Genomic DNA, 13045 nt, shown 5'->3' on the forward strand with positions numbered 1-13045 from the left:
GTCGGCGGGGGTGGCGGCGGTTGTGCCGGTGTGCTTGTGCTGACCTGCTGCGGAGGTGGTGTGCTCGACGACGAGTCGAGCGCCAGCGCGAGGCCGGCGACGACGACCGCGACGAACCCCGCCGCCGCCAGCAGCAGCTTGCGCTCGCGGCTCATCGGGCGGCGCCGCGGCGCCGGAGCAACGAAGTAGTTGGCCGACGGTGCAAGGGGTTCGGCGAGGACCTTCGTCGCGGGTCGTGGCGACGCTGCGGGTGCCGGTCCCATCAGCAGCGCGGAGGGGGCGCCGCTCAGCGCGGCCAGCATGTGGTCGGCGCTGCCGAATCGCTGGGTCACATCGCGGGCCATGGCCCGATCGATCGTCGCGGCCAGTGCGGGGTCGACGTCCGGCCGGGTCGCGCTGATCGGAGGCGGCGGTGCATCGAGGATGGCGCGCAGCAGCGCGGCGGGGTTCTCCTGCGGGAAGGGCCGCCGACCCGTCAGCGCCTCGTAACCCATCACGCCGACCGCGTAGAGGTCGTCGGCCACCGACGCTGGCGCCCCGGCGACCCGCTCCGGGCTCATGTAGGCCATCGTGCCGACGATCCGTCCCGTAGCTGTAAGCGCCGAGCCGGCGGTCTTGGCGATGCCGAAGTCGGCGACCTTCATGGCGCCGCTGTTCGGGGCGATGAGCACGTTTCCCGGCTTGATGTCGCGATGGACGATCCCGGCCGCATGCGCGCAGGACAGTGCGCCGAGCACGTCCTGAAGCATCGAGCGGACTCGCTGCGGCGGCATCGGCCCGGCGTGAATGTCGTCCTGAAGTGTCCGGCCGGGCAGGCGCTCCATGACGATGAACGGGCTGCCGGCGTGCTCGCCGGAGTCGTGCACCGCCACGATGTTCGGGTGATTCAGGGCCGCGGCGGAGCGGGCTTCTTCCTCGAATCGCCGACGCATGTCGGCGTCGGCGTTGAACGCGGGATACATCAGTTTGATCGCCACCGGCCGCTGCAGTCGGGTGTCCCACCCGTCGCGAACCTCGGCCATCCCGCCGCGACCGAGCACACCTCGTAGTTCGTAGCGGTCCGCAAGTAGGTCGCGGCCGTCCATGCGGATAAGGTAGCCGCACCCGCAGAGGGGCAAACGCCTGCCATTTGTCCTGCACAGCGCCGCTCGGTTAAACTAGAACACGTTTCAGTTTTCGATCAGAGGGGGTCCGGTGGCCACCGCCGACACCGAGGCGTCACAGCTCACCAAGTGGGACCCGGGGCTGACCGAACGCTTCTTCGCCATCACGCGTCCGTTCCTCAAGCGGTACTTCCGGTCCGAGGTGCGCGGCCTGGAGAACATCCCGGCAGGCGGTGCCCTGGTGGTGTCGAACCACTCCGGGGGCATGCTGCCGATGGACGTGCCGATCCTGGCGGCGGACTTCTACGAGCACCACGGCTACGACCGGCCGATCTACACGCTCAGCCACGACATGCTGATGGTCGGCCCGACCGGCGAGTTCTTCCGCAAAATCGGCTACATCAGCGCCAACCACGAGAACGCGGACCGCGCGTTGCGCTCCGGCGGCCTGGTGATCGTCTTCCCGGGCGGTGACTACGACGTCTACCGGCCCACGTTCGCGGAGAACGTCATCGATTTCGGCGGACGCACCGGTTATGTGAAGGCCGCGCTGAACGCCGGCGTGCCGATCGTGCCGACGGTCGGCATCGGCGGCCAGGAGACGCAGATCTTCCTGTCGCGCGGCACCTGGCTGGCCAAGCGCCTCGGCCCGATCGCGCGCCTGGCCCGGGCGAAGATCGTGCCGATCTCGTTCGGCTTCCCGTTCGGCCTGTCGCTCGTGGTCCCGCCCAACATTCCGCTGCCTTCCAAGATCGTCATGCAGGTGCTGCCGCCCATCGACATCGTCGCCGAGTTCGGCGAGGACCCCGACATCGACGAAGTCGACGCCCACGTCCGCCGCGTGATGCAGCAAGCCCTCGACGAACTCGCCACCGAACGACGCCTGCCGATCCTGGGCTGAGGATGGTTTCGGAGACACATCCGGCGGAAATGACGGACGTCGATGAGTAAACGTCGTTTCCCGCTGCTGCGCGCAGTGGCCGAACTCGCCAACGCCGCCAACGGTGTGCAGCCGCTCGCCCGCGAGGGTTACATCACCCTGCCGGTCTTCGCGTTCGGATGGCCGACCACCGAGGCCGCCCCGCTGTATCTGGGCGGTTCGGTGCTCGACGCCGTGCGGCGCGGCCTGCGGGGCGACTTCCGCGCTGCGCGGGGCCGAATCGCCTTGACGCTCACGGCGATCGCGTGGGCGCTGCTCGGCGTGATCATGTACCGCAACGTGACGTCGAAGCGGTTCTTCGAGGAGCCGTTGCGCGAGGCGCTGGGCGACGACTACGACCGGGTGGCCTCATTGTCGCAGCCTGTGCGGCGGCGCCGCAGGGTCGACATCGGCATACCCCCGAACGAGTTGTTGCGTCGGCGCTACGTCGAGAAGGCCAACACCGTCCAGTACGGTCCGCACGGCCGCGTCAACCGCGCCGACATCTGGCGACGAGCCGACCTGCCGCGCGATGGGAAGGCGCCGGTATTGCTGCAGGTGCCGGGCGGGGCATGGGCGATCGGCATGCGCAGACCGCAGGCCTATCCCCTGCTGAGCTACATGGCGGAGCGGGGCTGGGTGTGCGTGTCGATCGACTACCGGGTGAGCCCCCGGAACACCTGGCCGGCGCACATCGTCGACGTCAAACGTGCGCTGGCGTGGGTCAAGGAGAACATCGCCGACTACGGCGGCGATCCCGACTTCGTCGCGATCACAGGCGGCTCTGCCGGTGGACACCTGTCCTCGCTGGCAGCGCTGACGCCCGACGATCCGCAGTGGCAGCCGGGATTCGAGGACGTCGACACCTCGGTGGTGGCCGCGGTGCCGATCTATGGCCGTTACGACTGGGTGTCGGCACGAGGTTCGGGCCGCAAGGAGTTCATCGCCTTCCTGCAGAAGTTCGTGGTGAAGAAGCGCATCACCGAACACAAGCAGACGTATGTCGACGCCTCGTCGATCATGCGTGTGCGTTCCGACGCCCCACCGTTTTTCGTACTCCACGGTCAGGACGACTCGATCATCCCGGTGCAGGAGGGCCGCGACTTCGTCGAGGCGCTGCGCGAGGTGTCGACGTCGACGGTGGCGTACGCCGAGATCCCGCACGCCCAGCACGCATTCGACTTCTACGGGTCGCCGCGCGCGCACTACACCGCCCAGGCGGTCGAGCGGTTCCTGTCGTGGGTTCACGCCCAGCGCCAGGCGTCGAGGGGTGAGTTGCCGCACGCGAAGTCGGCCGAGGCGTAGCGCGAAGCTACTGCGCCATAGCCGACTCGACCACCGTCAGCTCGGTGGAAAGCCCTGCCGCGGCGCGGATTTCGATGAACGCCTCGATCATCGCGTCGGTCAGTTCATGCGGGTCGTCCAGGGTGGCGCCGTCCGACAGCACCGAGATGTTGAGCTGGTCGACATAACTCCACACCGTGATGTTCAAGCCGCTGCCGGTGGTGAGCGGGCCGACGGAGTAGATCTCGGTGACCAGGGCTCCTCCGACCCGCCCCGGTTGACGGGGCCCGGGCACGTTGGAGATCGGCAGGTTCAAAACCTTGTTCTGGCCGTCTTTTTCGGCCAGCCAATGGAACAGCCGCTCGGCGGGCCGCGGCGGGAAGTACGCCGACCACCGGCTCACGAGTTCGGGCCCCATCAGGTGGTGGGTCTCCTTGGCCTCGACCGCGGCCTCGTGCACCGCCCGAACCCGCTCCACCGGATCGTCGAGTTGGATGGGGACTGTCATCATGACGCCCGTGAAGTAGTTGCCCGAGATCCGATCGGGGGAGAAGTCGAAACTCACTGGAACGGAGGCCAACAGCGGATGGTCAGCACGCCCGTCGTACTTCAGGGACAACTCACGCAGCGCACCCGCCGAGATCGCCAGCACCATGTCGTTGATCGTGACGCCCATGTGCTTGGCCGTCTCCTTGACGTCGGCGAGCGCCAGGGTGGCGGTGGCGAACTTGCGTTGCGCATCGACACGGTGGTTCATGAATGACGGCGGCGGAGTGAACGGCCGGGTGAGTTCGGGTGAGAGCTTCTTCGCGCTCTTGCGTACTCGCTGAATGCCTTGTGCGGTGTAGCGCATGACGCCCGGGAGCCGACCGATCTGGCGCATGTGATCGGCGAACGCGGTCCGCACCAGCTCCGACCTGCCGGGCGGCGGATCGGTTGCGTACGAATCGCGTTCGGCTTGCGGACCCTGCTGCAGGTCCATCCCGCGGGCCAGCAGGTTCGCCGACGCGACCCCGTCGGCGAGTGCATGGTGGATCTTGCCGAGCACCGCGATCCGTCCGTTGGCCAGTCCCTCGATGAAGTACATCTCCCACAGCGGCCTGCTCCGGTCCAGCGGTGTGCTGGCGATCTGGCCGATGGCTTCGTCGAGTTGTCGGCGCCCGCCGGGGCTGTCCACCCGCCACGGCCGCACGTGATACTCGAGGTCGACCTCGCAGTTCTCCCGCCACATCGGGTGGTGGAACTTGAACGGGATGTCGACGAGTTCGTAGCGGAACGGATCGAGCTTGTAGAGACGCCCGTGGATGACCTGACGGAACTCGTCGATACCGAAGGCGCGGTCACCCAATTCGGATAGGTCGATCACCGCCAACTTGAGCGTGTGCATGTGCACCGTCGGCGTTTCGGTGTACAGCAGGATCGCGTCCCAGCCGCTGAGCCTCTTCACGTCGCCACCTCCTCCCTTCGGAGGTGCCTATATAACCTCTTTGGCCCCGACCAGCGTCCGGTTTCGATGTATCTGGTTGAGGAACAACCCGATTGCGGTGGCGGCCGATCCGGTTCGGGCGCCATCGGTCATGTCGAAGGCATGCCCGGCGCCGGGCAGTTCGATGTAGCTGACCGCCGATCGCGATACCGTGCGCAACCGCTCCACGAACGCGCGGGCCTGCGCCACCGGGATGACGCTGTCACCGGAGCCGTGCACCACGAGGAATGGCGGCGCGTCGGGACGCACCTGGGCGATCGGCGATGCCTTCCGGTACACATCGGGTCGCTCGGCCAGCTTGCGGCCCACGACCACACGCTCGAGGAAGTCGACGAAGCGCACCCGCTCGACGGTCGACCGGTCTTCCCAGTCGTAGCGGCCGTAAATGCCGACCACTGCGTCCACCGACGTGTCCGAACCCTCCGGCAGGTCACCCTGCAATTCAGGGTCGTTGGCGGTCAGCCCGGCGAGTGACGACAGGTGGCCGCCGGCCGACGCCCCCGCAATCGCCACGAAGTCCCGATCGCCGCCGAACTTGTCGACGTTGGCCCTGGCCCACGCGATCGCGGTCTTCACGTCGTGAATATGAGCGGGCCAGCGGTGGTGCGGCGCCACGCGGTAGTCGATGGACAGGCACACCCAGCCCTTCTCGGCGAGATGCGACATCAACGCGTAACCCTGCAGAAGCCGGCTGCCGTGCACCCACGCGCCGCCGGGGACGAAGACGAGCACCGGGGCGGGCTCGGCGGGCAGTTCCTTGGGCCGCCACACGTCGAGCAGCTGCGAGGGCCGGGGACCGTATCGCACGGAAGTGCGGTAGACGTTGCGCCGATGCTCGCGCAGCTTCCACAACGGCGGCATCGGCTCCGGCTCGGGCCACTCGATCGCGAGCTCCTTGGCGTTGACCACACCGCGCAGCGCGGCCTCGGTGACGGCGTTGGTGCTGTCGCGTTCGACCTGCCTTAGCTCGGCATCGCCCGGGCTAAGCCACGATTTCACCGTCGCGCCCAGGAAGTCGGGCAGATGGCGGAAACCCCACACCCCGACCGCGGTCGCAGTGCCCAACGGCTCTAAGTGCTTTCCGATGACAGGCAGCGAAGCCGCCGCCACGCTCGTCGCCAGCATGTAGTCCGAAGGGCCGGCGTTCAGCAACCATCGTGCACGTGTCCAGAAGGTCGGGCCTGGGTACCGGGCATCCGGTCGCACCGTCATTGCGCGACTGTACCGCGGCCGCCCACACGCGTTGGAGAACTTGTCGAAGTGTCTACCGAGCACATTTCGGGATGCCCGGCGCCTATACCGTGACCTGCACAGATGGTCTAGCGTGACTTGCCGACCGTCAACCTCGAAGAGGACGTTTACGTGAGTAAGTCAGCGCTTGCCATCACCGAAGAACACACCGACCTCGCCGATGCCGCATTCGGCCAGCTCAACCGGGTGAACAGCCGGGCCGCGGCCCGATCGACACTGGAGGGCGCGTCATCGCATCCCGCCGAGATCTGGTCCGCGGCCGCCGACCTCGGGTGGACCGGGCTGGCCGTCGCCGAGGAGCATGGTGGTTCCGGATTCGGGCTCGCGGAGCTGGCCGTGGTGCTCGAGACCCAGGGCCACGAGTTGTGCCCCGGCCCATTCCTGCCTACGGTCGCCGCGGCAGTGGTCATCGACCGGTGTGCATCCGATTCGCTTCGCGCAGAACTGCTTCCGGGCCTGGCTGACGGCAGCACGGTCGGCGCACTCGCGGTGTCGGGCAGCGTGACAGTCGGATCCGACCTCACCGTCACCGGTGAGGCTCCTGCGGTGCTCGGGGCGCCGGATGCCAATCTGCTGGTCGTGGTCGCCGGCGACGACGCCGTCGTGGTCGATTCCGCCGCCGAAGGTGTCACGATCACCCCACTGGAAGCCATGGACACCTCGCGCAGCCTCGGCTCGGTCACGCTGAGCGGTGTGACTGTCCCCGAAGATCGGGTGCTACGCGGGGCAGGCCGTAAGGCGCACACGGTGTTTCGCATCCTCGCGTCGGCCGAAGCCGTCGGCGTCAGTTGGGCGAGCATGGAGATGGCCGTCGAATACGCCAAGGTGCGTGAACAATTCGGCCGCACGATCGGAACATTCCAGGCGGTCAAGCATCATGCGGCCAATATGCTCGTCAACGCCGAGGTCACGACCGCTGCGACATGGGACGCCGCCCGCGCCGACGATCTGGACAGCGCGGCGTTCGCTGCCGCCGTGGCCGCATCTCATGCGATCCGCACCCAGATCTTCAACGCCCAGACCAACATTCAATTGCACGGCGGCATCGGCTTCACCTGGGAACACGACTCTCACCTGTACCTGAGGCGGGCCCGCACATTGGCGGCGCTGCTGTCCGAGGCCGGTGATCCGCTGCTCGATGTCGTGGACGCGCAGCGCAGCGGTCAGGCACACGGCGCCTCGTTCACGCTCCCGCCCGAGGCCGAGCAGTTCCGAGAGCAGGCCCGCGAGGCAGTCGCGAAACTGCGCTCTCTGCCCGCCGAGCAACAGCGCGACTTTCTGGTCGACTCCGGCTACCTCGTGCCGCACTGGCCCAAGCCGTGGGGCCGCGCCGCGGAGGTGCTCGAGCAATTGGTCATCGAGGAGGAGTTCGCCGGTGTCGAGCGGCCCGATCTGGGCATCACCGGTTGGGTGACGTTGACGATCGCCCAGGCGGGCACCGATGACCAGCGGGAGCGCTGGGTCGAGCCGGTGCTACGCGGCGAGGTGATGTGGTGTCAGCTGTTCTCCGAACCCAACGCGGGTTCGGACGCCGCGGCGGTGCGCACGTCGGCCAAGAAGGTCGACGGCGGCTGGAAGGTGACCGGTCAGAAGGTCTGGACCAGCCTCGCGCACCAGTGCCAGTGGGGTCTTGCCACCGTGCGCACCGATCCCGACGCCCCCAAGCACGCCGGTGTGACGATGATGGCCATCGATATGAAAGCCCCTGGTGTGACGGTGAATCCGCTGCGGGGACTGACCGGCCATGCACACTTCAACGAGGTGTTCTTCGACGACGTCTTCGTTCCCGACACCGATGTCGTCGGGGATGTGAACAAGGGCTGGCTGGTGGCCCGCGCGACGCTGGGCAACGAGCGCATCTCGATCGGCGGTGGTTCCGGCGGCACAACCGGCTTCACCGCGGCCGATCTGGTCAAGCTGCTCGACAATGCACCGGCCGAGACCAGGGCGACGTACCTGCGCCGGGCCGGTGAGGTCATCGCCGAGACGCACACCCTGCGACTGCTGAACCTGCGGCGGGTGACCCGCGCCATCGCGGGATCGGATCCCGGGCCGGAGGGTAACGTCACCAAGCTGCTGGTGGCCGAATCGGGTCAGCGGATGACGGAACTGGCCATGGAGCTTGCGGGCTCGGCAGCTGTGGTCGGGCAGACCCCGACGCTGACGCTGGCCTATCTCGGTAACCGGGCGATGACGATCGCGGGTGGAACGTCGGAGATCACCCGCAACACGATCGCCGAACGCATCCTCGGGCTGCCTCGCGACCCGCTGCTGAAATAGTCAGGCCAGCAGGGCGATTCCGCCGACGATCAGTCCGACCACCTTGAGCAGCTCGAGTGCGACGTAGACGTAGTGCACGCGCGACCGGCCCGCAGGCGCCTGTCCCGGCGGCGTGGACAGCACGACGTCCGAGCGCCGATTCAGCGCGGGCCGGACCGCGACCAGCTGTGCGGCCAGTGTCACGACGGCGACACCGGCCGCGATGACGGCGACCCACGACGGACGCTCGATCGCCAAAGCGACGATCAGGACCACGGCGAATGCGACCTCGATGCTGTTGAGCGCGCGAAAGACCAACCGGCCGATGCCGAGCCCCACCTGCAGGGACACCCCCGGCGCACGGAACTTCAGCGGGGCCTCGACGAACGAGATCGCTAGCACCATACCCAGCCAGACGAAAATGACCGCGATCGAAATCGCCTGTGCGACAGTCATCGAACCCGCCTCCTCGGCGTCAGATGTGCAATGCAGAGCCCGGGTTCGGCGAATGGGGTCAACGCGTCCACGGTGATCGAAGCGTCCCAGCTCGAGAGCGCACCCTGCATGAGACCGAGGTGCACGGGACAGATGATGTCCCGCCTGCTCTGCGCCAACTCCAGAAACGGGCAGTTGCGCAGCCCGATCTCGGCTCCGGCGGACCGTCTTTCGGGAGCGAAGCCCATCACGTCGAGTAAGTCGGTCAGGCGGTCGACGGCTCGCCCCCGGTCGCGGATGACCTCGGCGTCGACTTCGGCCTGCGCCCACGCCCGGCCCGCAGCCACCGCCCGCCCCTGCGGGTCGCGCTGGCGTGCCAGGGCGTCTGCGAGAACGCCTGCCAGAGTGCGATAGTCACGCGTGCCCTCGGGGTCCATGCCCGCCGATGCCCGGAACATCAACGGTGGCCTGCCCGGTTTCGCGCTGCTGGGCTTGACCGTTTCCACTCGGCCGCGCTTGGCCAGAGCTTCCAGATGAAAGCGCGCGGTGTTCGGGTGCACCGACAGCTGCTCGGCCACCTCGTTGATGGTCATGGGCTTGCCTGCGGTGCGCAGCGCGGTCAAGACGTCGTCGCGGCGGCCACCCGTCACCGTTGCCATGTCCTCAATCGACCCGCGACAGCGCCGCGCGGGGGCACTCCGCGATCGCCTTCTCCGCGTGCGCCTCCAGCTCGGCCGGTACGGGGTCGACGGTGACGACGGCGTAGTCGTCATCGTCGAGCTCGAACACCTCCGGTGCGTACTTCACGCACATTGCGTTCCCTTCGCACCGATCACGGTCCACCACGACGTGCATGACGCCTCCTCACTTCGACAGCGTCGACGCACTCGAGTTTATACAAACTGACTTGTGTAAACAACGGTTGCCGACCACGGCCAGGCCCGATGAAGTAATACTTGACGGATGCCGAGCCCCTTCCATCCGGAACTGCGCCGCGCCGCTCGCCTCGCGCCCAAGCAGGTGATCACCCCCGTGACGCTGCCGATGGTCCGGATGGTCACGCGGCGGATGTGGCGACGGGTGCCGCGCGATGTCGACGCCTTGACGCTGCCTTCCGGAGCGGGCGTGTGGTTGTACCGTCCGCCGGGGGCGACGGCAAAGACCCCGGCGCTGTTGTGGATTCACGGCGGAGGTTACGTCATCGGGCACCCCGGTCAGGACGACCGACTGTGCCGTCGATTCGCACAGCGCCTCGGCATCACAGTGGCCTCGATCGACTACCGGCTCGCCCCCGAACATCCGTATCCGGCGGGGCTGGAGGACTGCTATTCGGCGCTGACCTGGTTGGCGCGTCTACCGTCGGTGGACGCGGACCGGATCGCGATCGGCGGCGCCAGCGCAGGTGGCGGACTGGCGGCGTCGCTGGCGCAGCTGGCGCTCGACCGAGGCGAGGTGTCGCTGGCGGCCCAGCTGCTGGTCTACCCAATGCTCGACGACCGCACTGTCGACCGGCGAGATATCGAGAAGCCCGGAATTCGACTCTGGAACAGGTCGAGCAACAAGTTCGGTTGGTCGGCCTATGTCGGTGACGCCGATCCCGCGGTCGCGGTGCCGGCCCGACGGGAGAACCTCCCCGGCCTCCCACCCGCGTGGATCGGCGTCGGCACACTCGACCTGTTCCACGACGAGGATCTCGAATACGCCGAGCGACTCAAGGCCGCAGGGGTGCCCTGCGACGTCCAGGTCGTCGAGGGCGCCTTCCACGGGTTCGACGGCATTGCACCGAAAGCCTTTGTGTCGCAGCAGTTCTTCGACAGCCAATGCGCGATGCTGCAGCGAAACCTCACCCCGGCCGCGGCCTGATCAGCCTCGCTCGAACACCAATTCGCCCGCAATCACGGTGGCGGAGACCATGTCGGACGCCAGCGCGTCGAGCACATCGTCGGGCGAAGGCTCCAACACCGCCAGATCGCCCGGCTCCCCCGGGGTCACGGCACGGTACCGCACCGGATGCTGCCCCGTACCCCAGAACATGGCGATCGCTTCGCGCGCGGTGATGCGTTCGTCTGCGCCGAGTACCGTCCCGCCGCCGGTCGTGCGATGCACCGCCGCGCGCATCGTCGCCCACGGGTCGCCCTCGCCGAAGGGCATATCGGTCGAAAGCGCCACCGGCATCCCAGCGCGCAACAGTGAGCGCACGCGCCACAGTTCGTGATGTTCGGCGGTCGGCACGTCCTCGAGGTACTGGTCGCCACGCTCGGCGACGAAATTCGGCTGCGTCACCACGGTCACCCCACTCGAGGCGAGGGCGGCGAGGCTGTCGTCGGGAACGACGGCGGCGTGCTCGATGCGGTCCTCCGGATGCATACCGGCGACCTGCAGTGCCGACAGCGTGACGACGAGTTGAGCGGCGGTCACACAGTGCACGGCCACCGGCGCACCGTCGCGGTGGCGATCGAGGATCCATGCGGTGAGGCCGTCGAGGTCGAGGTCGGTGTCGTGCAGGATTCGCTTGCCGGGCGCGAGACAATGCACGCGCTGACGGAGCTCACCGTGGCGATGGGCCTCCAAGAGCCTGACGATGTCCTCGATCTCGGCGTCCGGTGTGGCGTCGGTGACACCGGTGACGCCCAAACCGCTGAGCCGGTCGCTCACGTCGGTCAGGCCGCTTTCGTTGCGCTGCAATGTGTCCGACCAGGAGCGGTCGGCGCTGCGTAGCCGTCCGTCGGGGTGGTCGGCCATACCGACGTGGGCCAACCCCGCCGAGTTCAGTGTCCACAGCACGCCGCTGCGGTGCTGCACGCGAACCGGTATCGGCGGCGACACCTCGTCGAGCGCCGTGCGGTCGAGTGGACCGGCGACGGCCTCGTGGTAACCGACGGCCCTGATCCAGCCGTCGGGCCCGACGTCCGCGCTTGCGAGCACGTGGCGTAGCTCGACGCGGTTGCGAACCTCGGCCGGACCAACGCGCACCGATCGCAACGCCGCTGCGGCCGAGCGTAAATGGACGTGATGATCGTGCAGTCCCGGAATGACGGTCCGACCGGCGGCGTCGTAGATCTGCTCGCCGCGGAGCGGGGCCAGGGTCGACTCAACCGCCGTGATCTGTTCTGCCACACGGATGTCGACGACGGCGCCATCGAGCAGCATTGCCCGCTGGATCAGCAAGACGCCAACCGCCGCTGGGCGACCAACTGCTGGACGTCCTCGTTGTCCGCGCCGAGCGGCGACGCGGTCGTCGACGGTGGCGGTGGTGCGCCACATGACGATTGTTCGTCGCGCGGAAGTTCGGCGTAGGTGGCGGCGACGGCGGCCATCGACATCTCGATCAGCTCCCCTCCCCCGCTGCGCAGCGATTGCGCCACGGCCAGCGTGGCCTCGAGGCCGGTCAGCGGATCGGCTATCGCGTCGCCACAGAACTTCGGCTCGTCGGGTTCACCGCAGACGAGTCCGCCCGATACGGCTGCGTCGTCGCCGAAGGCGACCCAGTTCGCGCGGTCACCGTCGGTGCCGTGGCCGGTGACCCGTAACCAGACCCGGCCGTCGCGCGGTGCCACGTCCGTCGGCGCCAGCCCCCGGCGCACCAATGCCGCGGGCCGGGACGACTCGATCACCACATCGGCGGCGGCGAGCAGCGCACGCAGCTCGTCGGGTTCATCGAAATCGACGCTGTAGGAGAGCTTTCCGGCGTTCATCCAGTCGAAGAAGGGTTGCGGTCCGCGGCGGGCGCCGTCGGGCCGGGCGGCGCTCTCGACCTTCACCACGGTCGCACCCGCCAGCGACAGCAGTCGTCCGCACAGCGGTCCGGCCCACATCGAGGACAGGTCGGCGACCAGCAGATCCGCGGGGCTGCGCGTCACCGTGCCAGCCCCGAACGGATACACCCGCGGCGGCTCGGCCGGGGTTTCGGCGAGCGCGGCGACCGGCAGGCCCAGCAGCCGCGCACGCTCCGTCACGTCGGCACTGTCGTTCTGCGCCACCCAACTGTGGACGGCGGGCCACGGGTCTTCGACGCCGTCGGCACCGAGCAGCGCGGGGACGGCGGCGACGTCGTCGGGTCTGGACAGCGTGAGGGCACACCAGCCGTCCCGGCTGGGCAGCAGCCGCGTCGCACCACCCGCCGACACGCGCCCGTCCGGCGAGAGGCTCAGCAGCGCCGCGCGCCCGCCGATCAACTCAGCGGCGTCAACTCCGACGCCGGTGAAGGTTTCGAAGGCGTTCGCGACCCGCCGCGCCCTGTCGAGCACGGCAGTGGGGACGGTCAACGACGTCGACGTCACGACTCCCATTGTCAGCCTTCGCCGCCAG

Annotated in this window: 12 protein-coding genes; 4 read left to right on the plus strand and 8 right to left on the minus strand. The window is 68.1% G+C overall.

Annotation, left to right across the window (positions count from 1 at the left end; genetic code table 11):
* Nucleotides 1-1085 (minus strand): serine/threonine-protein kinase (locus A5752_RS12530; RefSeq protein WP_067085569.1); only part of this gene is annotated, 1085 nt, incomplete at its 3' end.
* 109 nt (nucleotides 1086-1194) lie between these two features.
* On the opposite strand from A5752_RS12530, the gene A5752_RS12535 reads away from it, so the two are divergent.
* Together A5752_RS12535 and A5752_RS12540 are read left to right on the plus strand one after the other, a co-directional pair.
* Nucleotides 1195-2004, plus strand: coding sequence for a lysophospholipid acyltransferase family protein (locus tag A5752_RS12535; protein WP_067085571.1), 810 nt, complete (start codon nucleotides 1195-1197; stop codon nucleotides 2002-2004).
* 42 nt (nucleotides 2005-2046) lie between these two features.
* The gene (locus A5752_RS12540) at nucleotides 2047-3327 is read left to right on the plus strand and encodes an alpha/beta hydrolase (protein ID WP_067085572.1); all 1281 of its coding nucleotides are present in this window, start codon (nucleotides 2047-2049) and stop codon (nucleotides 3325-3327) included.
* Between the two features lie 7 nt (nucleotides 3328-3334).
* Here the strand turns inward: A5752_RS12540 and A5752_RS12545 are convergent, their stop codons facing one another.
* Both A5752_RS12545 and A5752_RS12550 read right to left on the minus strand, forming a co-directional pair.
* The gene (locus A5752_RS12545) at nucleotides 3335-4753 is read right to left on the minus strand and encodes a WS/DGAT/MGAT family O-acyltransferase (protein ID WP_067085575.1); all 1419 of its coding nucleotides are present in this window, start codon (nucleotides 4751-4753) and stop codon (nucleotides 3335-3337) included.
* Nucleotides 4754-4780: 27 nt separating this feature from the next.
* Entirely contained in the window at nucleotides 4781-6004 is a 1224-nt protein-coding gene (locus A5752_RS12550; RefSeq protein WP_067085576.1) for an alpha/beta hydrolase, read from the minus strand.
* 150 nt (nucleotides 6005-6154) lie between these two features.
* On the opposite strand from A5752_RS12550, the gene A5752_RS12555 reads away from it, so the two are divergent.
* Nucleotides 6155-8323 (plus strand): acyl-CoA dehydrogenase family protein, encoded by a 2169-nt coding sequence (locus A5752_RS12555; protein WP_067085611.1) that lies wholly within the window; start codon nucleotides 6155-6157, stop codon nucleotides 8321-8323.
* Here the strand turns inward: A5752_RS12555 and A5752_RS12560 are convergent, their stop codons facing one another.
* From A5752_RS12560 to A5752_RS12570, 3 genes are read right to left on the minus strand one after another with little or no spacing between them, the layout of a single operon-like run.
* The gene (locus tag A5752_RS12560; RefSeq protein ID WP_067085578.1) at nucleotides 8324-8758 is read right to left on the minus strand and encodes a hypothetical protein; all 435 of its coding nucleotides are present in this window, start codon (nucleotides 8756-8758) and stop codon (nucleotides 8324-8326) included.
* Entirely contained in the window at nucleotides 8755-9396 is a 642-nt protein-coding gene (locus tag A5752_RS12565; protein ID WP_067085580.1) for a helix-turn-helix transcriptional regulator, read from the minus strand. The genes A5752_RS12560 and A5752_RS12565 overlap by 4 nt, the downstream gene beginning before the upstream one ends.
* Before the next feature lie 4 nt (nucleotides 9397-9400).
* Nucleotides 9401-9592, minus strand: coding sequence for a ferredoxin (locus A5752_RS12570; protein WP_067085582.1), 192 nt, complete (start codon nucleotides 9590-9592; stop codon nucleotides 9401-9403).
* 108 nt (nucleotides 9593-9700) lie between these two features.
* Between A5752_RS12570 and A5752_RS12575 the strand changes: the two genes are divergently transcribed.
* Nucleotides 9701-10600 carry an alpha/beta hydrolase gene (locus A5752_RS12575; protein WP_067085584.1) on the plus strand — a complete coding sequence of 300 codons (900 nt, stop codon included), beginning with the start codon at nucleotides 9701-9703 and terminating at the stop codon, nucleotides 10598-10600.
* Here A5752_RS12575 and A5752_RS12580 read toward each other — a convergent pair whose 3' ends face one another.
* A complete protein-coding gene (locus A5752_RS12580; RefSeq protein ID WP_067085586.1) occupies nucleotides 10601-11905 on the minus strand; it encodes an amidohydrolase family protein in 1305 nt (434 codons plus the stop codon). It lies immediately after the preceding gene.
* Nucleotides 11899-13017 carry a CoA transferase gene (locus tag A5752_RS12585; RefSeq protein WP_231983391.1) on the minus strand — a complete coding sequence of 373 codons (1119 nt, stop codon included), beginning with the start codon at nucleotides 13015-13017 and terminating at the stop codon, nucleotides 11899-11901. Before A5752_RS12585 ends, A5752_RS12580 begins: the two co-directional genes overlap by 7 nt.
* Between the last annotated feature and the right edge of the window lie 28 nt (nucleotides 13018-13045).

The sequence above is a fragment of the Mycobacterium sp. 852002-51961_SCH5331710 genome, assembly GCF_001665535.1.
Classification (GTDB): Bacteria; Actinomycetota; Actinomycetes; order Mycobacteriales; family Mycobacteriaceae; genus Mycobacterium.